Genomic DNA, 19,462 nt, shown 5'->3' on the forward strand with positions numbered 1-19,462 from the left:
ACGGTTCCGGCCAAGTGAGAAGGGTCGGCTTCGCAGCAAGCAGCGTCCTCTGGGCCATGGCCGTCCGAACGCCACGCCCGTCAAACCATCTCGGCAAGTCTCTGGAACTGGTCGGCACTCATCTCCACCCCCAACGCCCCCATGTTCTCGGCGAGATGAGCTGCCGAGCCCGTTCCCGGGATCGGGACCAGATTGGGTGAACGCCGCAGGAGCCAGGCCAGTGCCGCTTGCGCCGGGGTGATGCCGAGCTCCGCGGCCACGGCGCCAACAGGGCTGTCGAGGCCGGCGTGGCCGCCCATGGCGACGGGGAAGAACGGCAGGAAGGCGATGCCGTGCGCCGCCGTGTGGTCGACGACGTCCTCGTGTTCGCGGGCCGCCAGGTTGTACAGATTCTGCACGGCGGCGATCGGGGCGGTGCGCCGCGCTTCCTCCAACTGCTCGACGGTCACCTCGGACAGGCCGATGTGCCGGACCTTCCCCTCCTGCTGCAGCTGTGCCAGCGCGCCCACCTGGTCGGCGACGGGGTAGGCGGGGTCAAGACGGTGCAGATGCAGCAGGTCGATCCGGTCCGTGCGCAGGCGGCGCAGGCTCAACTCGGCCTGCTGACGCAGGTAGGAGGGGTGTCCGAGCGGCACCCACTCGGTGGGTGAGGGCCGGGTGACGCCAACCTTCGTGGATACGGCGACCGCGTCCCCGTACGGATGCAGTGCTTCGGCGACCAGTTCCTCGCCCGCGCCGAGCGCGTAGGCGTCGGCGGTGTCGACGAGATTCACGCCGAGTTCGACAGCCTCGCGCAGCAGGGCGATCGCCGCGTCGCGATCGACAGGAGGGGTCCAGATCGGTGCGGAGACGCCGCCGGGTGCGTCCGGTCCGTCGGCCAGCCGCATGGTGCCGTAGCCGATCCGGCTGACGACGCGGCCGTGGCGCGTGTCGATCCGTTCCCTGCGAGGGCTCGGACGTCCATGGGAATGGGCGAGGGTCGGCAGGAGAGGTGTTGCCAGAACCCTCGCGATACCTTGCGGTTGAGGTGCGTGGCGATCGGCACTCACCCGCCTTTCGGCGTCATACCGAGCTCGCCGAGCTCCGCGCAGAACGCATCGATGGCCTCCAGCAGACCTGCTCGAAGGGCGGAACCGACATGGAAGAACCAACGGGCATGGCAGCGCTGCGGAAGCTGCTGTCTCCACCTCCCGGCGCGGGAGAGGACATCGACTGGGAGGCGGCCAAGGCGCGGTGGGGTACCGGGTTCCCCCGGGACTACATGGGCTTCATGGCCGCGTACGGCGTGGGCGGGATCAGCACGCAGGAGGAGGCCGGCGAGATCGGCATCCTCGGCCCGTTTCCCACCGGGGCCTACGAGCACTCCCCTGACGACTTCGAGGACGAGACGGGCAACGCCCGTCTGGCCTGGGAGGAAGAGGGCGCCGCCCAGCAGGGGCTCGACCTGGACCCGGAACACATCCTGGCCTGGGGATACACCTCCCACGCGGACATGCTGTGCTGGCAGACCAGCGATCCGGACCCCGACAAGTGGCCCGTCCTGCTCTTCGCCCGCCACGGCTCGCAGACCTGTGAGGTCGTCCCCTGCGGCATGGTCGAGTTCCTGCGCAGACTGCTCTCCGAGGAACTCCCCTCGTACAGCATGGAGTTCACGTCCGAGCCGCGCTTCGAGCACTGGCGCGACGGGCGATGAGGCCGCCTGCGCCGGGTTCGAGTACGGATGCGCATCGACGCCGTCACACGCACGGCCAGGCTCAGCGTGACCCGACGGCCATGGCCTCGTATCTGCTACCGCGCCTGCGCGTAGTCGAGAGGAGCGCGAGTGCGGTTCGGGCCCGGCCAAGCCATCTGGTGTCCGCCGCCCTACTCGTTGGCCGGCGTGCGGCAGGCGCAGCCCGGCGTGCAGCCGCCGGCGTCGCTCCGTGCCTTCTCTGCGGCGATCCTCCCGATCGGGACGGCACAGCAGCTGTCCCCGCGCCACGCCTCGCGCCCCTCCTTCACCGCGACGGCGGCGATGACCAGGGCGGCGATCGGGTCGGCCCAGCTCCAGCCGAGGAGGGAGTTGGCGAGCAGGCCGACCAGGAGGACGGCCGACAGGTAGGTGCACAGCAGGGTCTGTTTGGAGTCGGCCACCGCGGATGCGGAGCCGAGTTCACGGCCGGCGCGGCGCTGAGCCGCCGACAGGAACGGCATGACGGCCAGGGAGAGCGCGGCAAGGACGATGCCGGGTGTGGAGTGCTGGGCTTCGCCGGTGCCGGCCAGTGCGCGCACGGAGTCGACACCGACGTAGACGGCGAGGGCGAAGAACGACAGGGCGATGATGCGCAGTGCGGTCTTCTCGCGGGCTTCGCGCACCGCATGGTCGGTTGCGGAGAACTGCCAGGCAACGGCTGCCGCGGAGGACACCTCGATGACCGAGTCCAGGCCGAAGCCGACCAGGGCGGCGGAGGAGGCGAGGGTGCCGGCGGTGATGGCGACGACCGCTTCGACGACGTTGTAGGTGATGGTGGCTGCGACGAGCAGACGTATGCGCCGGGCCAGTTGGGTGCGGCGGTCGGGTGTGGGGCCGAGGGATATGGCCGTCATCAGCAGCACCCCTTCTCGTCGGCCTCCGCGCAGGTGCGGTCGGCTTCGACTGCGAGGACCGCGCCGCGCAGGTCGTCCAGGGCGTGCCCGAGGCGGGCGTCGGCCAGCTCGTAGCGTGTGCGGCGACCTTCGGGGACTGCGACGACGATGCCGCAGTCGCGCAGGCAGGCGAGGTGGTTGGAGAGCCGGGTGCGGGAGATGTCGAGTTGCTCGGCGAGATCGGCCGGATACGCGGGCGCCTTGCGCAGAACGAGCAGGACTCGACAGCGGATCGGGTCGGCGAGGGCGCGGCCGAAGCGCGCCAGGGCGTCGATCTCGGAGGCGATTGTCAGCACGAGAATAACGGTACAGGGATTCCTGGATTCAGGAAATCCTGTACTGACGGATGCTCAGTGGTCGTGTGGTTCGTCGCGGTGAACGGGACCGTGCGCTTCCTCGCAGTGGCCGTTCGCATCGGAAGTCAGCAGATCGCGGTTGCCGGGCAGGGCGAGCTGCAGCACTGGGAACGGCGTGTGGTCGACCTGGAGGGTGGTGTGAGTGATGCCGTAGGCATCACTCAGAAGTTCTTCGAGGTCGCGACGCACGGCGTGGCAGTCGCCGCCGGTCTCGACCAGGATGTGCGCGGAGAGGGCGGCCTGACCGGAGGTGATCTGCCAGACGTGCAGGTCGTGGACCTCGACGACGGCGGGCTGGGCAACGAGCTTGTCGCCGAGCACGTCGGGGTCGATGTCGGCCGGAGCGGCTTCCAGGAAGATCCGGCCGGAGTCACGCAGCAAGCCGTAGCCGGCCTTGAACATGAGAGCGACGACCACCAGAGTGGCGATGGCGTCCGCGCGGGCGAAGCCGGTGAGGACGACGATCAGGCCGGCGATCGCGGTGCCGATGAAGGCGAACAGGTCGTTCAGGACGTGCTGGTAGGCACCCTCGACGTTGAGGGAAGTGCGGTTGGCCTTGGAGATGCACCAGGTCGCGGCCACGTTCACGACGATGCCGGCGAGAGCGGTGGCGAGCATCAGGCCACCCTCGACCTCGGGCGGGTCGATCAGGCGGAGCACGGCTTCGTACGCCAGCCAGGCACCGAGCAGGAGCAGGCTCAGTCCGTTGGCCTGGGCGGAGAGAATCTCCGCGCGCTTGAGGCCGTAGGTGTAGCCGCCCTTGGCGGGGCGGGCGGCCAGCCGCATCGCGATGAGCGCCAGCACGATCGAGGCGGCGTCGGTGAGCATGTGTGCCGCATCCGAGATCAGGGCCAGCGACCGGGCGATGACGCCGATCACGACCTCGATCGCCATGAACGCGGTGATGAGCGTCAGGGCGATGGCCAGCCAGCGGCGGTCGGCGTCCGCCGAGACGCCATGGGAGTGTCCCGCGTGTCCTCCCGGACCGTGCTCATGGCCCGGGCCGTGCTCATGGCCGTGACGGCTCATGCTGACGTCTCCCCCTCGCATCAACGGATGTCCTGCTCGCAGTGAAACGCACACCGAAGCGATTCGCCAAAGGCTGCATCGGTGACCGTTGTCATGTTGAATAGCATGCCTCTGACCTGCGTAAATGCATCGCTTCCCGGAGGATGACCCAATGCCGCCGTCAGCGAGTGCCACCCTGTCGTGGGCCCTCGGGCGAGCGGGTCGGTACGCTTCCTGCGCGGGGCCGGCAGCCGGTCCGGTCCTCCTGTGTCAACTCCCCCGTCCGATCCCGGGCGGACTCTCGAAGGCCTGAACCCTGATGAGCACGCACCGTCCGCGGAGAGCCGCCCCTCCGGCGTCCGGCGTGCTGCGGGGGCTGCGGGCGAGCGTGTTGGCGGTGCTCTGCGTGCTGCTGCCACTGGCCGGTCACGTACTGGCGCAGTGCCACGCCCCCCGGTGGATCATCACGGGCGGCATGGCCGCGGTCGCGGTTCCGGGGGCGGTCGTGCTGACCCGGCGGCGGTTGACGGACAAGCAGGTGCTGGCCGTGCTGGCGGTCGCACAGCTGGCCTACCACGCCGCCTACTCGTTGCCCGGGGCGTGCGCGGCGGTGACGGAGCAGGGCGCTTCCGCATATGGGCTGTCCCGGCTGGTGGAGCACGACGTGGTCGCCGGACCCCCGGTGGGTGGACCGCTCGCCGGGCATCTGGTCATGCTGCTGCTGGCGGCGCGCCTGCTGGGCCTGACCGAGCGGCTGTTGTGGCACAGCAGGTCTCTGCTCACGGTCGTACGACGACTGCTGCTCTCGCTGTTGCCGCTGCTTCGCGGCGGGCACGCCACGGGGCCACGAACGGCGATGCCGCAGAGCACCGCACCGCTCATGTCTGCGCTGGTGGCGCGCCTGAACGAGGGCAGGGCACCCCCGCGGGCCGGGCAGAGCCCCGTTGCCCTTCTCCGGCCGACGCTGATCGGCGGTCTCTGCCTGCCCTGATCGGGGCGGCGCCAAGGTGACCGTCGCGCGGGCCGGTCCCCTTTCGTCCCGGCGCAGCACATCGCCGGGGAAGAGAGTCCCGCATCATGAATGCCTTTGCTCGGCGTGCTGCCTTCGTGGCGTCACGCCGCATCGCCGTACCCGTCGCAGCTGCTCTGACGATCCTGGCCGTCGCCACTCCGCAGGCCGCGGCACACACCGAACTCGACGCCGGCAGTCCCGCCGCCAAGGCGACGCTCGCCGGACTGCCCCCGCGGCTCACGCTGACCTTCAGCGACGAGATGACGCAGAAGTACGCCAAACTCGCCGTCTCCGGCCCTGACGGCAAGTCGGCCGCCACCGGTGTACCGGAGGTCCAGGGCAGGACGGTCACCCTGCCGCTCGAAACCCGATCACCGGCCGGGCGCTACACCGTGGGCTACCGGGTGGTCTCCGCCGATGGCCACCCGGTGTCCGGTTCATACACATTCACGGTCAAGGCGGCTGACAGTCCGAGCCCTTCGCCGCGAGCGGATCAACGCGCCGACGCACGGCCCTCGCCCGCTGCCGGTACGGCTCGGACAGCCGCCGCCCACGACGGGAAGTCGTCCGGCACGACCCCCCTCGCCCTCGTCGGCGGCGGTGCGCTGGCCATGACCGCGGCGGCCGTAGGCGCGTACGTGGCACGGCGGAGGCGAGCCGGTCATGGCGACTGAGATCACGGCCGAACGCCGGTGGCTTCCCCGGCTGCCCCTCGTACTGGCCGCCTCGTTCGGTGTCGCGGTCTCGGTGACGGCGGTCGCCGTGTGGGCCGGTGGCGGCGCGGCTGTTCGAGTGCCCGGCATCCCGGACGCCGGGGCGCTCACGACCTGGGGCCTGCCGCTGGCCCGGATGGCCGCGGACGTGTCCGCCGTAGCGACCATCGGCGCGCTGTTGCTCGTCGCCGTGCTGCTGCCGGGTGGCAGAAGGCTCAGCCCGACCCAGCTGCGGTATCTCACATGGGCCGCAGTCGGGGCAGCTCTGTGGGCCGCCACGTCGGTCGCGACGCTCCTCTTCACCCTGTCGGATCTGTTCGCCCAGCCGGTGGGCGAGGTGGCGTCCGCCGCCGTGGTGGCCGACTTCGTCGCCACCGATGCCCAGGGCCGTTCGTACGCCCTGATGGCAGCGGCCGCAGGAGTCGTGGCGACCCTTTGTGTGGGGATCGGCACCGCGTGGTGGGCGCGCCTGGCTCTGCTCATCGGGCTCGCGGGGATCCTGCCGCCCGCGTTCAGCGGGCACTCCTCGGCGGCAGGCAACCATGACGCGGCGGTCACCAGTCTCGCCCTGCATCTCGTGGGTGTGGCCGTCTGGGTGGGCGGGCTGATCTTCGTCCTCGTTGCCGCCTCGCGCCAGGAGTCGGATGCGGCGACCGCGGCCAGGCGTTTCAGCCCGCTCGCCGGCTGGGCACTGATCGCGGTCGCGGCCAGCGGGATCGTCAACGCCGCGGTCCGGCTGCCGTCGGTGAACGAGGTGTTCACCAGCCGGTACGGGCTGATGGTGCTCGCCAAGACGGCGGCGCTGACCGTACTCGGTGGCATCGGCTGGTGGCATCGGCGGCGCACCCTGCCCGCCCTCGACGACGGAAGTCGGCGCGCCTTCGTCCGCCTGGCGGCCGGTGAACTGCTGCTCATGGCTGCCGCCACGGGTCTTGCCGTCGGCCTCGCACGCACCCCGGCACCCGGCGCCGGTGACGCAGAGCTCTCTCCCGCCGAGGAACTGCTCGGCTTCGCCATGCCGCCCCCGCTCGGCGACTTCCCGTGGACGCCGCTGTTCACCCAGTGGCACTTCGACCCGCTGTTCGCCTTCGGTACGGCCGCCGCGGCGCTGCTGTACCTGGCGGGCGTACGAAAGTTGCGCGCACGGGGCGACAAATGGCCGGTCGGGCGTACGGTCTCGTGGCTCGCGGGGCTCGCGGTGACCGTCCTGGCCACCATGAGCGGACTCAACGTGTACGGCAAGGTGCTGTTCAGCGTGCACATGGGCCAGCACATGATCCTGGCGATGACGGTGCCGATCCTGCTGGTGCTCGGTGCCCCGGCCACTCTCGCACTGCGCGCTCTGCCCGCCGCGCCCAGGGGCGAGCCCGACGGGCCGCGCGAGTTGCTGATGAAGCTGCTGCACAGCCGCTACGTCAAGGTCGTCTCCCACCCTGTGGTGGCGAGCGTGCTGTTCATCGGCAGCGCCTTCGCCGTCTACTACACCTCGCTGTTCGAGACTTTGATGCGCAGCCACCTCGGGCACATGTTCATGCTTGTGCACTTCCTCGCGGTGGGGCTGCTGTTCTTCTGGGTGATCATCGGGATCGATCCCGGCCCGCGCCGGCCGCCGCACCTGGGCCGGCTCTTCGCGCTGATCCTCACGATGCCCTTCCACTCCTGGTTCAGCATTTCCCTGATGAGCTCCACCGCGCTGATCGGCGAGGGCTGGTGGTCGCTGCTGGACCGGCCGTGGGTGGAGCGGGCGATGGACGATCAGTACGACGCCGGCGCCATCGCCTGGGCCACCGGAGACATCCCCGTCCTCATCACCACGATCATCCTGGCCATCCAGTGGGTCCGCTCCGACCAGCGCGAGGCCCGCCGCATCGACCGGCAGATCGACCGCGGCGACCACAACGACCCGCTCGCCGCCTACAACGCCTATCTCGCCGGACTCCACGCCCGCGACCGGCGCCCCACCCGCACCCCCGAGGAATCATGAGCAAGCTGAAGAAGAACCTGATCGTCGCTGCCGTGCTCGTGGCCGGATTCGCCGCCGCCTTCGGCTCGTACCTGCTGTTCTCCCCCGAGGATCGGAACGGCGGCGGCCGCTCCGTCCAGCCGGCCGCCAAGGCCCTGCCCGTCCGCGAGTCCAGCCACCGACTGACCGAGCCGAAGCAGAGCGAACTCACGCTCGTCGAGTTCCTCGACTTCGAATGCGAGGCATGTGGCGCGTACTTCCCGGCCGTGGAGCAACTGCGCGAGAAGTACGGCGACCGTGTCACCTTCGTGGCCCGCTACTTCCCGATGCCAGGCCACCGCAACGGCGAGCTCGCCGCCCGCACCGCCGAAGCCGCGGCTCGCCAGGGCCGGTTCGAGGAGATGTACGCCAAGCTCTTCACGACCCAGAAGGACTGGGGCGAGGCCCAGGAGTCGAAGGAGTCCGTCTTCCGCGGCTACGCCGAAGAACTCGGCCTCGACATGGACCGTTTCGACGCCGACCTCACCGATCCGCAGGTCGCCCGGAGAGTCGAGGCCGACCAGCGCGACGGCCTCGGCCTCGGCGTCGAGGGCACCCCGACCTTCTTCCTCGACGGAGAACGAATCGACAACCCCGGCTCCTACGAGGAGTTCAAGGCAATCCTCGACGCCGAACTGGCCGATTGAAGCGAGCGGGGAGACCACGCCATGCAGTACCTGATCGACCAGGCACGTGTCTTCCGCGCCCGAGCGGCGGCACACACCCTGCACCTGGGCGGCCTCGCGCGATACCACCGGCCGCGGGCGATGTTCATCGCCGACGAGATCGACACCGGCGCGCCCCTGGCCCACCACCCCCGCGCCAGCACCTTCCTGCCCCTGTGAACAACGCCACCCAATCTGCCGTACACGACGAGGTGAAAGCCCGTGACATCCCCCAGTCGGCTCCGCTACGACGAGCGTCTGACCCCTCCTAAGACCTGGTGGGCCATCGCTGTTCTCTTCGGCCTGTCCCTGGCACTGGTCTTCTTTCCCTACGGGCCGATCGCCGCATTCATCGGCCTGACCATCGGCACCTGTCTGGCCGGGATGTACGTCAGCTCGCAAGGCTCGACGCGTATCCGGGTCACCCAGGGCACGCTGTTCGTGGCGGACGCCCGCATCCCGCTGACCGCACTGGGGCAGCCGGAGGTCCTCAGAGGCGAGGAGGCGCGGGCGTGGCGGACGTACAGGGCCGATCTGCGGGCATTCATGGTGATGCGCAGCTTCGTCCCGACCGCGGTGCGCGTCGAGGTCGTGGACCCCGACGACTCAACGCCCTATCTCTACCTCTGCACCCGAACGCCGGAGCTGCTGGCCGAGGCTCTCGGCGCATGCACCTGACCAGTTGGCGTCGTACGACCGTTTCCGGGACCGGTGCCAACCGGTAGGGAATGTCGGGGGACCGTGCCGTGTGATCACGTGACCGGACGCGAAGGACAGGCCGACAAAGCCCTGAGCCCCAGCCCGAGCGCCGGCCCGGCGGAACGCGATACGCCGAGTCCGGCCCCGACGGCCACCGAGTCGGACGTCGTGGCCGCGGGCTCCGGCACCGAAGCCAAGGCCGCCGAGTAAGACGACAGTGACTCCAGCGGCCTGATCATCGGCGGAGTGATCGTGGCGCTGTTCGTCGCGGGCCGCGGTGCCTGGTGGCTGGTGGCTGGTGAAGCGGCGCGCAGCCTCGTCGCCGAACTGACCCGCCGGGCGTGTCTGTGGGGCGGATTCCTTCTCGCCCCACAGACACGACGGGCGGGGGCAGAACATCGTAGGTGGCATACGCCATGTTGGCCGAAGTTCGTATTGCCCCTACCATCTGGGGCGACAAGGACGACAGCGCCACGGAAGCCGGTGCAAGCCCGGCACGGTCGCGCCACTGTGTGCCACCCAGCCAACCAGGCAAGGGGTGGTGAGTCAGACCCAACGCTGTCGTCGAGTGCTCCACACGATGCGGGACGCGATGTTCCCGAGGAGGTCTCGCCATGGCGCAGTCCACCGCTGCCCCCACCCCCACCACCCAGATCCTCACGCCGCTGCCGCTACGGGCAATCGTCCCGTGGGCCGTCTTCTTCGGCGTTCTGATGCTGGTCCTGCTGTACTTCGTCGGCGCCGAGCAGGGCGCCACGGCCGTGGTCTCCGGTGAGGGCGTGCACGAGTGGGTGCACGACGCCCGCCACCTCCTCGGCTTCCCCTGCCACTGACGGAGCGCCCTTCCATGAACTCCGTCACCGTACGCACCTTGCTGGTGCGCGGCATGCTCGCCGGCGTCGCCGCGGGCGTGCTCGCTTTCGTCTTCGCCTACCTGGTCGGGGAAGGCCCCGTGGACGCGGCCATCGCGTTCGAGAGTGCCAACTCCCATGAGCACGGCGGCGAGGAACTCGTCAGCCGTTCCGTGCAGTCAACGGCCGGACTCGCCACGGGAGTCCTTGTTTTCGGTGTTGCCATCGGCGGCATCGTTGCCCTTGCCTTCTGCTTCACGCTGGGTCGGATAGGCCGGTTCGGAGCTCGGGCCACCGCCGGGCTGACCGCCATCGCCGGGTTCCTCCTCGTCTACCTCGTGCCGATTCTGAAGTACCCGGCCAACCCGCCCGCGGTCGGCAACCCCGACACCCTCGACAAGCGCACCATCCTGTTCGTTCTGATGATCGCCCTCAGCGTGCTGCTGGGCATCGCCGCCGTCCTGCTGGGTCGAAGGCTCGCGCCGGCCTGGGGGAACTGGAACGCGTCCATCGCCGCCGGCCTCGCCTTCGTCGCGGTAGTGGCGGTCGCGATGGTCGTTCTGCCGTCGGGCGAGAACACTCCCAAGGGCTTCCCGGCCACCGACCTGTGGGAGTTCCGCATGGCATCCATCGGCGTTCAGGCTGTGCTGTGGTCGTCGTTCGGGCTGCTGTTCGGCTTCCTGGCCGAACGCGTCCTCGAACCGAAGCCTGCTGACAGCCAGGTCTCCACGCTGGCAGCCTGATCCACCAGGTACGGAAGTGGCGGGTTCCGCCGGGGGCGCGCCCGGTGGAACCCGCCCTTTGCGTGTGAACGTCAGGCCGGCGAGGGCCTGATGGTCACGTCCTTGGTGACGGTGACGGTGACGGTGGCCTCATCGACGTCATCAGCCGCACCGTGACACGCAGGGTCCACGTACCGCGTAGCGGGAGTCGCAGACGGTCAGCGGTCCAGTAGCCGCGCCGGTCGGCGAGTTTCGCACCCACCGGGCCCACCCCTCGGGCACGCCGCGTGAGGCTGAAACGGAGTTCGGGGGCTGCGAAGGGAAGCCATGGCACTCTCCACGGCGGCTCGGCTCGGCTCGGCTGGGTTCCGGTGAGCATCGTGGTGATCACCAGGACGACGGCACATAGCACTGCCTCGACGGCGACCGAACGGCGCAGGGCACGCCGGGGAGTGTCGAAAGCGGGCGTGTCGGGGGCCGCATTCACACGTGCGGTGACGATGGATGCCGCGGTCGAGTTCTGTAAGGCCGCGAAGGACGACATGCGGCAGAAGCCGCTGGTGATCGCGCACCACGCCTCCCGCTCGGCCACCGGCCTGGCGTCCAAGGTCAGGACACCCCGAGCGAGTTCCTCAACGGCAACACCGCCGCAACGGACATCCACGTCGGCTTCGAGGGTGCCCCCGGCCACCAGGCCGGCCCGCTCAACGGTGAGGCTCGGGGTGGCTACGGCGACCACCCGGAGGTCCAGCGCGTCGACCTGATCGTCGGCGAGGTCTCAGACCCCAACTCCAACCCGGATTCCGACACGAACCCGACCACGAAGGTCGTGGCACCGGTTCGACCCCCGCGACTGGCGAGAGCAGGGGCACGAGTATCTACTATGGCCTTGCGTATTCGTGGTGAGAGGGAGTCTGGGCCATGCGGCGGCTGGGGGATCTCGAAGCAGAGATCATGGATCGTCTCTGGACGTGGAATCGTCCGGCGACGGTGCGCGAGGTCGTCGACGACCTCAACGAGACGCGTCCCATCGCCTATACGACGGTGATGACCGTCACCAACATCCTCTACACCAAGGGCTGGCTGCTGCGGGGCAAGCAGCAGCGCGGGCGGGCATGGTTGTATACGCCGGTCCGCACCCGCGAGGCGTATGCCGCCGCATTGATGGAGGACGGCCTGGGAGAGAGCAAGGACCGCTCAGCCGCGCTCGTCCACTTCGTCGAGAACATGTCCGAGGACGAGGTGGCCGCTCTGCGGAGGGCCCTGCGGAACGTGGGACGACAGGCGAAGACGTGAACGCCGCCCCCTTCCTGGTCGGGTACACGGCCGCCGTGGGTGTCGTAGCACCGCGCCTGCTCCTGCGTGCGGCCTGGCCGCACCGGGCTCCCGCCCTGGCGGCTGCGGTGTGGCAAGCGCTGATGGTCGCGTTCGCGATCGGGGCCGCGCTCGCGGCGTACAACCTGGCCATGCCGACCGAGCATCTGCACGCGGGGCTGGTGGGCCTGCTCCACTCCTGTGGACTGCACGTGGGCCCCGGCGAACCCGACCGCGCGACGGCGGACCGGCTCGCCGTGGCTCTGCCGGCCACCATCGGGATCGCCCTCATCGCGAGCTTCGCTACCCATGTCGTCCGCGCGCGTCGCGCGCGGACACGGCACCGTGAGGCAGTGGACCTGGTTGGCCACCACTCAGCGAAGTTGCGCGCCACGGTCCTGCCGTACGACCTCCCCGCCGCGTACTGCCTGCCCGGCCGCCGGCCACGCGTGGTGATCAGTGACGCGGCCGTGCGTGAACTGACGCCGGAACAGCTCGCCGCCGTGCTGGAGCACGAGCGGGGCCACATCGTGGGGCGTCACCATCTCGCCCTGGCCGCCGCTCAGGCGTTCCACTCGGTGTTCCGCCTGCTGCCGCTGGCCCGTCACGGTCGGGACCAGACCGCGCTCCTGCTGGAGATGGTCGCCGATGACCGAGCCCTGCGCCGCCACTCCAGTGAGGCTCTGGCGACGGCGATGTACGAGATGGCGACGGCTCGCACGCCGAAGGGGGCGTTCGCGGCAGGCGGGCCCGCGGTGTTGATCCGCCTTCAGCGAGTGCTCGGTCCTCGTCAGGCCCCTCACCCCGCGTTCTGGGGGACGGTGGCCACCGTGGCCGCAGTGGTTCCGCTGCTACCGCTGCTCGTCGCGTGCCCTCCTCTCGTCGCCTGATCAGATCCTGTTCAAACCACCGTTACCAGGCGTCACTTGCGACCCTCGCTACTAAGGTACTAAGTTCTAACGCGCTTACCAGGCCGATGTCGAGGGCTCCGATCCGACGACCACAGGCCCTCCCCCGGTCCCCGGACGCCCAAGAGGAGTCACCCCTAGCATGGGAACCCACCGTCGACCGAAGCCGCCCAGCCGTGCCCGGATAGCCACCCTCGGCGGCATCGCGGGCGCAGTCAGCCTCCTGCCGACCCAGAGTCAGGCGGCTCCGAAGCCAACGGTGGACGAGGTCCGCAAGCAGGTGGAGCAGCTCTACGAGGAAGCCACGGGCCCCACCGAGGAGTACAACGGCGTCCTCGCCGAGCAGAAGAAGCTTCAGCGGGAGGTCGACGGCGCCCAGGACCGGCTGGCCCGCAAGCAGCAGGAATTCAACGAACTGCGCGACAGGTTGGGACCGTTGGCGGCGGAGCAGTACCGCAGCGGTGGAATCGATCCGAGCGTGCAGCTGTTCCTCGCAAGCGACCCCGACGACTACCTGGAGAAGGCCGAGGCAATCGGCCGCACGAGCGAACGGCAGGCCAACGCTCTGCGGGCCCTTCAGGGCAAGCAGCGGGAACTCGCCCAGGAACGTGCGGGCGCCGCTGAGCGGCTGGAGGCTCTCCAAGAGGCGCGCACCAGGGCCAAGGAGAAGAAGGACGAGGTCCAGGCCAAGCTCACCAAGGCGCGCAAGCTCCTCAACAGCCTCACTGCGGCCCAGCGCGCCAGTATGGCGGCCGCCCAGGAGCGGGACGACGCTGCCGCAGGCGTCAGCGACTCCGCCGCGACCTACAACGGCCCGGCCAGTGGACGCGCCAAGACCGCACTCGACTTCGCCTACGCTCAGCTCGGCAAGCCGTACGAGTGGGGCTCTACCGGCCCCAACTCCTACGACTGCTCGGGACTCGTCGGCGCCTCCTGGCGCACGGCCGGCGTCTCTCTGCCCCGTACCGTCAAGGAGATGTACGACGCGGGCCGGAAGGTGTCCAGGTCGGACATGCAGCCCGGCGACATCATCTACTGGTACAACGACACCCAGCACAACGGGATGTACGTCGGCGACGGCAAGGCCATCCACGCTCCCCGCACCGGCAAGAACATCGAGATCGTCCCGGTGGACTCCATGCCGTTCTTCGCCGCGTCCCGTCCTTGAGTGGTCCGGGAGGCCTCGGCGTGGAAGACAAGCCGGCGCCGAGGCCCTGGTTTTGGGTGTTCCGGAATTCAAAGCACGGGCTGGAAAGCAGCGACCCAGTAGCGCAGCAACCCGGTCAGGTAGGTCCACGCGCCACCGACCTGGAGAATTCCGACGACCACCAGCATCGCGCCGCCGAAGCGCATGACACCTCGGGCATTGCGGCGTGCGAACCCGAAGACCCGCAGTGCGCGGCGGAAGCCCAGGGCTGCGACGAGAAACGGCAGCCCGAGACCGATGCTGTAGACGAAGGCGAGCAGGGCGCCGCGGCCGGCACCGCCTGTGGTGAAGGAAAGGCTCATCACCGCAGCGAGGGTGGGGCCGATGCATGGGGTCCAACCCAGACCGAACATCACGCCCAGCAGCGGAGCCCCGGCCAGCCCGGCACGCGGGTGATAGCTGATACGGAAGGTGCGGCCGGCCAGAGGGATGCGCTCGAAGGCGCCGAGGAATACCAGGCCGAACAGGATCGTCAGCGCCCCGAGGACCCGTGTGATCAGGTCCTGGTGTTCCAACAGCCGGTTTCCCGCGTACCCCAGTGCCGCGCCATAGCCGGCAAAGAGGGCGGAGAAGCCGAGGATGAACAAGGCCGTCCCAGCGACCATCCGTCCCCGGCCTTCCCTGCCCGCCTGCGCGTCGGCCGCTGAAACGCCGGTGGCGTACGAGATGTAGCCGGGCACCAGCGGCAGGCTGCACGGCGAGAAGAACGACACCCCGCCCGCGAGCAGCGCGAGTGGCGCCACCAGCAGCAGCGGACCACTGGAGACGACGTCGGATATGCCTTGGCTCACGTATGTCCTCCGGAGCGGGCTGGAGCTGGGGACGAGACGCCACTTAGGGCCGTCCGGGCGAGCTTATTACTAAGGCACTTAGCAGACGCGGGCGGGTACGCCCGGTCGCTGTGCCCAGGAGGTCGCCATCCACGCGAAAGCACCGCAGGGCACTGCCCAGTTGTGCCCTCCAGCCACATCGCCCACAGGAACCGCTTAACATCTCCCGTGATGAGCCGGGCACAGTTGGCGCAGCCCACAACCCGCGGTTCGTGGAGGATCACGCCTGCCGCGGCCCTCAGCGCTGCCCTGGCCGTCCTGCTCACTGCGCTGGTCGTGTGCCTGGGGTCCGTGGCCCATGGCGGCGACGGCGAGCGCATCGCTGCCGTGACGAGCGTTTCCGGCACACAGGTACCGACGGGCGACCCGACCGACCATCATGCCGTGCCGGCCGCGCACCCGGGCGACTGTCCCGCCGGTGGCACGTGCTGCGCTCCAGCGGTACACCACGTGCGGATGATCCTCGCCGCGCCCACCCATGCACCGGTGGCACTTCTGCCCCGGATGCCGCACCTCCCGAGGCCGTCCTGCACATCGGCCCACCTCGCTCGCGCCTTGCCGGCGGGGGCGGCCCCCGATCTCCACGTCCTCCAGGTGCAGCGGACCTAGACGGATGCCTCGACGCCGTGCGCTCACGCGGGCGGACGCGCCGATGGACACGTCGACTCCCCGCATCCACCGCCGTACGGCGGGAGGAAGGACACCCACGTCATGAGCAGGACGAGCAAGAAGGCCGCAGCCCTGTCGCGCAAGGCCCGCATCGAGGAGATGCGCCGGGCCGAAAGAGCCCGCGAGCGCCGCAACCGCATAGTCACCATCACGCTCAGCACGATCATCGTGGCCGGCCTGGCCGGCTGGGGCGCCTATGCCCTCAACAGCGCCAACGAGAAGGACGAACAGAAGTCCGCTGCGGCGAAGAAGCCTGTCGCGGGCGAGAAGACCTGGGACAAGAAGAAGCTCACCCAGAACCACGTTCAGGGCGTGGTGAAGTACCCGATGAACCCGCCCGTCGGCGGCGATCACCACCAGGCATGGATGACCTGCGACGGGACCGTCTACACCAAGCCGATCGCGAACGAGAACGCCGTCCACTCGCTCGAACACGGGGCGGTCTGGATCACGTACAACGACAAGGCCACCGACGCCGACATAAAGAAGCTCGGCGACAAGGTCTCCAGCACCCCGTACACCCTGATGAGCCCCGCCAAGGACCAGTCCGAGACCATCACGCTCTCTGCCTGGGGCCGCCAGCTCACCGTGGACAACGCATCCGAACCGCGCATCGAGCAGTTCCTGACCAAGTACGTCCAGGGCGCCCAGACTCCTGAGCCAGGAGCCTCCTGCACGGGCGGCCTGACCGCGACATGAGCAACACGGAAACACTCATCGACGAGACCGAAGCGCTGGACAGCGCCACCGAACGAACCCGGTCGAAGACCCCGCCACTGCTCAGCGAGCGCGACTCCGCGCCCAGGTAGCCCTGCTCAAGCGATGGTCCACGGCGCCACGAGAGCCGGGGACCATCGCCGGCCCATGCACTCGTTCAGGGATCCCTGTACCACCAAATGGTGCTCGTCCCCGCCACCGAGGCCGAGACACTCGCGCGCTTCGGACGCACCCTGGCCGATCCGACTCGCTTCCGACTCCTGCTCATGCTGCATGAACGCCCTTATCATCTGGCCGAGTTGGTGGACCGGTTCGGTATCAGTCGCTCCCGGCTCTCCAGCCACCTCGCCTGCCTGAGAATCCGCAGCCTCGCAGTCGCCGCCCAAGGACCAGCGGTGGCCTCATCTCAAGTCGAGGTGGCAAGGGGAGGGAACGAGCTCAGGGGCACCCATGACCACGGACATAGCCGGGTGGCAGTACGCAGCCGTACTTGCGCCAAGGCCGAGTCGGGCTGTCGGCCGGGTCAGTCAGCGCGAGCCCGGCGGCGCGATTGTCCGCTGGGCCCGAGTGCAATTCTGTTGCTGGGCGAGGTGGCGTTGCAGGTCGATGTGCCGGAACTGATACACCGCCCCGACCTGACGCAGCACTCCGCGGCCTTCGTGCGCATCCTGCAGAAAGGCCATCAGGTTCCACGGGGTGTTGTGACGCATCGCCAGGTAGGCGCGGGCCAAGATGAAGTCCCCCCAGACCGTCTTGGACAGCCCGACCGCGAGCCCGGCGAGGGGTGCGCCCGGGAGACCTCCCACGATCCCGACCGCGAGACCGAATGCAAGCACGAGCATGAGGAAAGTGCGGCGGTCCAGAGCGATGAGCGTGTCCGGCCCGGCGCTCGCAGCCAGGTCGGGAGCATCGGCCTGAAGCCCGAGCACCAGCCCGACCGCGGCTACCGTGAGCCCGACCGCGAGTCCGCCCGTGAGCCCCACCACAAGTCCGACCGCGAGTCCGGCCACGAGCCCGGTCACGAGCCCGAGGGCGAGCTTGGACCACGACAGACGAAGCCTGATGGCTGGCGTAGCAGCATCCGATCTCCCGACCACGACCGCGAACACGATTCCGACCACGAACCCGACAACCAGCCCGAGCGAGAGTCCGACATCGATCCCGAACGCGAGCCCGACGTCGAGTCCGATCTCGATCCGGGCGTCGATCCCGGCCGCGACTCCGCCCGTGAGTCCGATCACCAGCCCGAACACGAGACGGCGGATGTGACCAGGGACCGCTCTGGGGAGCTCCCACCAGGCGAGGTCGGGGCTGCCGGCGCACTGGTTCTGCAGGAACCGGGCGAGAAAGACGAAGGTGGTGTGGGCTTGTTCGGCCGTCCAGCGTGGTGGTTGGGCCTGGTGGGGCGTGTAGGCGGCGGGGATGAACGCCTCGAAGAGATGGGTGCTGATGGTGGTGTGGTCGGGATAGACGGTCGTCTCACACAGTTCGTCAGGATGTGGTGCCGGCGGGGATCCGGCGGGTGTGCCGGGCCGGGGGTTGTGGATTCCACGGGCCAGGAACAGACCCAGCGGGGTTTCAAGGGCCTGGCCGACCGGGCTATTGGTGCCCAAGTGGGTGATCACGGAGCTCCACCGCTGGGCGGCAGGTGTGTGTGGGCCGCCAGCGTCCCGGCGCAGATAGTCGGCGGCGGCCTGGGCATCAAGCGGAAGGAGCTGGATGGCGGCGGCACCGTTGAGGCGGACGACTGTGCCCGACCGGGTCAGGGCGGTGAGGTATGGATCGGTGCGGCTGGTCAGGACCAGCGGCTGTCTGGCGGGCAGTGCCCGGTTGAGCATGTCGAGTGCGGTGGCGTGCACGGCGGGCGGCAATTCGTCGAAGCCGTCGAGCAGAGGCACGATGAGGCCCGCGCTGAGAAGGTAGACCGCCAGATCGGTGGGCTCACTTCTGGCGGTGTCCGTCACTGTGACCGAACACGGAGCAGCAGTGGCCAAGCCGGGGTGAGTACGCCGCAGTTGATCGGCCATCCATGCTTTCAAGGGCTGGTGGGGATCCCAGGACGCCAGGGAGAACAGCACCGGCACGGGCGCGTCGTCGGTGCGGCGGGCGATGAGGTCCTGCAACAACCTGATCAGCAGGACGCTCTTGCCGGAGCCGGGTTCGCCAAGGATCACCAGACGCCGGGTGGGAACCCGCTCGGAGAACACCTGACCGACCTCTGCATCCCGTCCCGCCAGCCCTGTTGCGTCAGGCGGCCAAAGGGCTGGATCGCCGGGTGGTCCACCGGGCCAGGAGCGGGCGAGGTCCGTCAGCAGTGCCCACGGCTCAGTGAGTCTGTTGTCGGCGGCCCGCCAGGAGACCGGCAGCGGGTAGGGGTCGTTGACCCGGCGCACGGCTGCCTCACTGTCCCACTGGTTCTTGACCGCGACCGCCAACTCGGCCACCACTCTGTCCAGATCGACAGGGTCAGCCTCGGCCCGGTCAGCGCGAAACGAGTGCCAGGCCAGGTATCCCGGCGCCAATCCCACCAGCACGGACACGAGTGTTGCGGCCACACCGAGGTCAAAACGCCGGGCCAGCCCGAGCGACGCGGCCGGCCCGAGCACCCACAGAAGCAGATACACACTGCCCACACGTTGCGGCCCCCGGCCACGCCCCCCGCGTCTCATAACTGGCCATCTTGGCCCACCCGCACACACGGGATGGGCCGTTCGACACAGTCCGCCCAGTCGACACCTTCGTCCCTGGCACCCCCTTTCGATGTGTCCTGGACTCCGGCAAGGCTGACTCCAAATCCTTCCAACTCACCAAGCCAGGCCTCCACGTTCGGCTTCGGTGAAGCGGGGCGAGGAGGGTCTCGTGGATCTCCACCAGGCGGCCACACTGGCCGAGTCTCGGTCGGAGCATCGAACAGGGGACGCGGGGTGTTCGTGGATGTACGAGGTGCCTACGACTCGCCGGTCGTGGTCGATGCCGGGCACGCTCGGGGTTCCGCAGCATCAGCGACAGCAAGTGACGATACGGCTGGGTGCTTGGGCAGCTGGGGTTCAGCACGTCTTCTCGGGCCGGCCGGCCCGATCGGTCATTCCGGTGCGTTCAGCGCGTGCCGTACGAGCCTGCCGCGCTGCTCAGCGAGGCTGCTCGGATCCCTGACCCATCGAGCG

Annotated in this window: 20 protein-coding genes and 1 pseudogene; 15 read left to right on the plus strand and 6 right to left on the minus strand. The window is 69.2% G+C overall.

The genetic code is table 11. From position 1 onward, the window contains the following. Positions 1-80 precede the first annotated feature (80 nt). On the minus strand, positions 81-935 hold the full coding sequence (locus PGH47_RS04265) for an aldo/keto reductase (RefSeq protein ID WP_271667980.1): 855 nt from the start codon (positions 933-935) through the stop codon (positions 81-83). Between the two features lie 203 nt (positions 936-1,138). Between PGH47_RS04265 and PGH47_RS04270 the strand changes: the two genes are divergently transcribed. Beyond that, positions 1,139-1,693 carry an SMI1/KNR4 family protein gene (locus tag PGH47_RS04270; protein WP_271662296.1) on the plus strand — a complete coding sequence of 185 codons (555 nt, stop codon included), beginning with the start codon at positions 1,139-1,141 and terminating at the stop codon, positions 1,691-1,693. Between the two features lie 170 nt (positions 1,694-1,863). Here the strand turns inward: PGH47_RS04270 and PGH47_RS04275 are convergent, their stop codons facing one another. From PGH47_RS04275 to PGH47_RS04285, 3 genes are read right to left on the minus strand one after another with little or no spacing between them, the layout of a single operon-like run. Further along, positions 1,864-2,586 carry a cation transporter gene (locus PGH47_RS04275; RefSeq protein ID WP_271662297.1) on the minus strand — a complete coding sequence of 241 codons (723 nt, stop codon included), beginning with the start codon at positions 2,584-2,586 and terminating at the stop codon, positions 1,864-1,866. Continuing rightward, positions 2,586-2,921: an ArsR/SmtB family transcription factor gene (locus tag PGH47_RS04280; RefSeq protein WP_271662298.1), complete on the minus strand. Its 336-nt coding sequence runs from the start codon at positions 2,919-2,921 to the stop codon at positions 2,586-2,588. The genes PGH47_RS04275 and PGH47_RS04280 overlap by 1 nt, the downstream gene beginning before the upstream one ends. Before the next feature lie 54 nt (positions 2,922-2,975). Beyond that, complete coding sequence (locus tag PGH47_RS04285; protein ID WP_271662299.1) at positions 2,976-4,010, minus strand: cation diffusion facilitator family transporter; 1,035 nt, start codon at positions 4,008-4,010, stop codon at positions 2,976-2,978. Positions 4,011-4,308: 298 nt separating this feature from the next. On the opposite strand from PGH47_RS04285, the gene PGH47_RS04290 reads away from it, so the two are divergent. The 12 genes from PGH47_RS04290 to PGH47_RS04345 all read left to right on the plus strand — a co-directional run bounded on the left by PGH47_RS04290 (position 4,309) and on the right by PGH47_RS04345 (position 14,043). Beyond that, on the plus strand, positions 4,309-4,980 hold the full coding sequence (locus tag PGH47_RS04290) for a hypothetical protein (protein ID WP_271662300.1): 672 nt from the start codon (positions 4,309-4,311) through the stop codon (positions 4,978-4,980). Between the two features lie 116 nt (positions 4,981-5,096). Then, positions 5,097-5,675, plus strand: coding sequence for a copper resistance CopC family protein (locus tag PGH47_RS04295; RefSeq protein ID WP_271662301.1), 579 nt, complete (start codon positions 5,097-5,099; stop codon positions 5,673-5,675). After that, the gene (locus tag PGH47_RS04300) at positions 5,665-7,698 is read left to right on the plus strand and encodes a cytochrome c oxidase assembly protein (RefSeq protein WP_271662302.1); all 2,034 of its coding nucleotides are present in this window, start codon (positions 5,665-5,667) and stop codon (positions 7,696-7,698) included. The genes PGH47_RS04295 and PGH47_RS04300 overlap by 11 nt, the downstream gene beginning before the upstream one ends. Beyond that, complete coding sequence (locus PGH47_RS04305; protein WP_271662303.1) at positions 7,695-8,363, plus strand: DsbA family protein; 669 nt, start codon at positions 7,695-7,697, stop codon at positions 8,361-8,363. The genes PGH47_RS04300 and PGH47_RS04305 overlap by 4 nt, the downstream gene beginning before the upstream one ends. A gap of 21 nt (positions 8,364-8,384) precedes the next feature. Continuing rightward, positions 8,385-8,561, plus strand: a complete 177-nt coding sequence (locus tag PGH47_RS04310) for a hypothetical protein (RefSeq protein WP_271662304.1) — start codon at positions 8,385-8,387, stop codon at positions 8,559-8,561. A 42-nt stretch (positions 8,562-8,603) separates the two neighbouring features. After that, a complete protein-coding gene (locus PGH47_RS04315) occupies positions 8,604-9,059 on the plus strand; it encodes a DUF3093 domain-containing protein (RefSeq protein WP_271662305.1) in 456 nt (151 codons plus the stop codon). A 78-nt stretch (positions 9,060-9,137) separates the two neighbouring features. Further along, positions 9,138-9,290 carry a hypothetical protein gene (locus PGH47_RS04320; RefSeq protein ID WP_271662306.1) on the plus strand — a complete coding sequence of 51 codons (153 nt, stop codon included), beginning with the start codon at positions 9,138-9,140 and terminating at the stop codon, positions 9,288-9,290. Positions 9,291-9,694: 404 nt separating this feature from the next. Further along, positions 9,695-9,913: a CbtB domain-containing protein gene (locus tag PGH47_RS04325; protein WP_271662307.1), complete on the plus strand. Its 219-nt coding sequence runs from the start codon at positions 9,695-9,697 to the stop codon at positions 9,911-9,913. A 14-nt stretch (positions 9,914-9,927) separates the two neighbouring features. Continuing rightward, a complete protein-coding gene (locus PGH47_RS04330; RefSeq protein ID WP_271662308.1) occupies positions 9,928-10,674 on the plus strand; it encodes a CbtA family protein in 747 nt (248 codons plus the stop codon). 900 nt (positions 10,675-11,574) lie between these two features. After that, positions 11,575-11,949 carry a BlaI/MecI/CopY family transcriptional regulator gene (locus PGH47_RS04335; RefSeq protein WP_271662309.1) on the plus strand — a complete coding sequence of 125 codons (375 nt, stop codon included), beginning with the start codon at positions 11,575-11,577 and terminating at the stop codon, positions 11,947-11,949. Continuing rightward, positions 11,946-12,857, plus strand: a complete 912-nt coding sequence (locus PGH47_RS04340; RefSeq protein WP_271662310.1) for a M56 family metallopeptidase — start codon at positions 11,946-11,948, stop codon at positions 12,855-12,857. The genes PGH47_RS04335 and PGH47_RS04340 overlap by 4 nt, the downstream gene beginning before the upstream one ends. A 160-nt stretch (positions 12,858-13,017) precedes the next feature. Then, positions 13,018-14,043, plus strand: coding sequence for a C40 family peptidase (locus PGH47_RS04345; RefSeq protein ID WP_271662311.1), 1,026 nt, complete (start codon positions 13,018-13,020; stop codon positions 14,041-14,043). Between the two features lie 68 nt (positions 14,044-14,111). Here the strand turns inward: PGH47_RS04345 and PGH47_RS04350 are convergent, their stop codons facing one another. After that, positions 14,112-14,873: a cytochrome c biogenesis CcdA family protein gene (locus tag PGH47_RS04350; protein ID WP_271662312.1), complete on the minus strand. Its 762-nt coding sequence runs from the start codon at positions 14,871-14,873 to the stop codon at positions 14,112-14,114. Positions 14,874-15,623: 750 nt separating this feature from the next. On the opposite strand from PGH47_RS04350, the gene PGH47_RS04355 reads away from it, so the two are divergent. Continuing rightward, a complete protein-coding gene (locus tag PGH47_RS04355) occupies positions 15,624-16,280 on the plus strand; it encodes a DUF3105 domain-containing protein (RefSeq protein ID WP_271662313.1) in 657 nt (218 codons plus the stop codon). 197 nt (positions 16,281-16,477) lie between these two features. After that, positions 16,478-16,645, plus strand: a pseudogene (locus tag PGH47_RS04360) (ArsR/SmtB family transcription factor); the annotation flags it as partial. Positions 16,646-16,825: 180 nt separating this feature from the next. On the opposite strand, the gene PGH47_RS04365 reads toward PGH47_RS04360, so the two are convergent. Further along, positions 16,826-18,922 (minus strand): NACHT domain-containing protein, encoded by a 2,097-nt coding sequence (locus PGH47_RS04365; RefSeq protein ID WP_271662314.1) that lies wholly within the window; start codon positions 18,920-18,922, stop codon positions 16,826-16,828. Positions 18,923-19,462 lie beyond the last annotated feature (540 nt).

It is taken from the genome of Streptomyces sp. HUAS 31, from assembly GCF_028198125.1.
Classification (GTDB): domain Bacteria; phylum Actinomycetota; class Actinomycetes; order Streptomycetales; family Streptomycetaceae; genus Streptomyces; species Streptomyces chartreusis.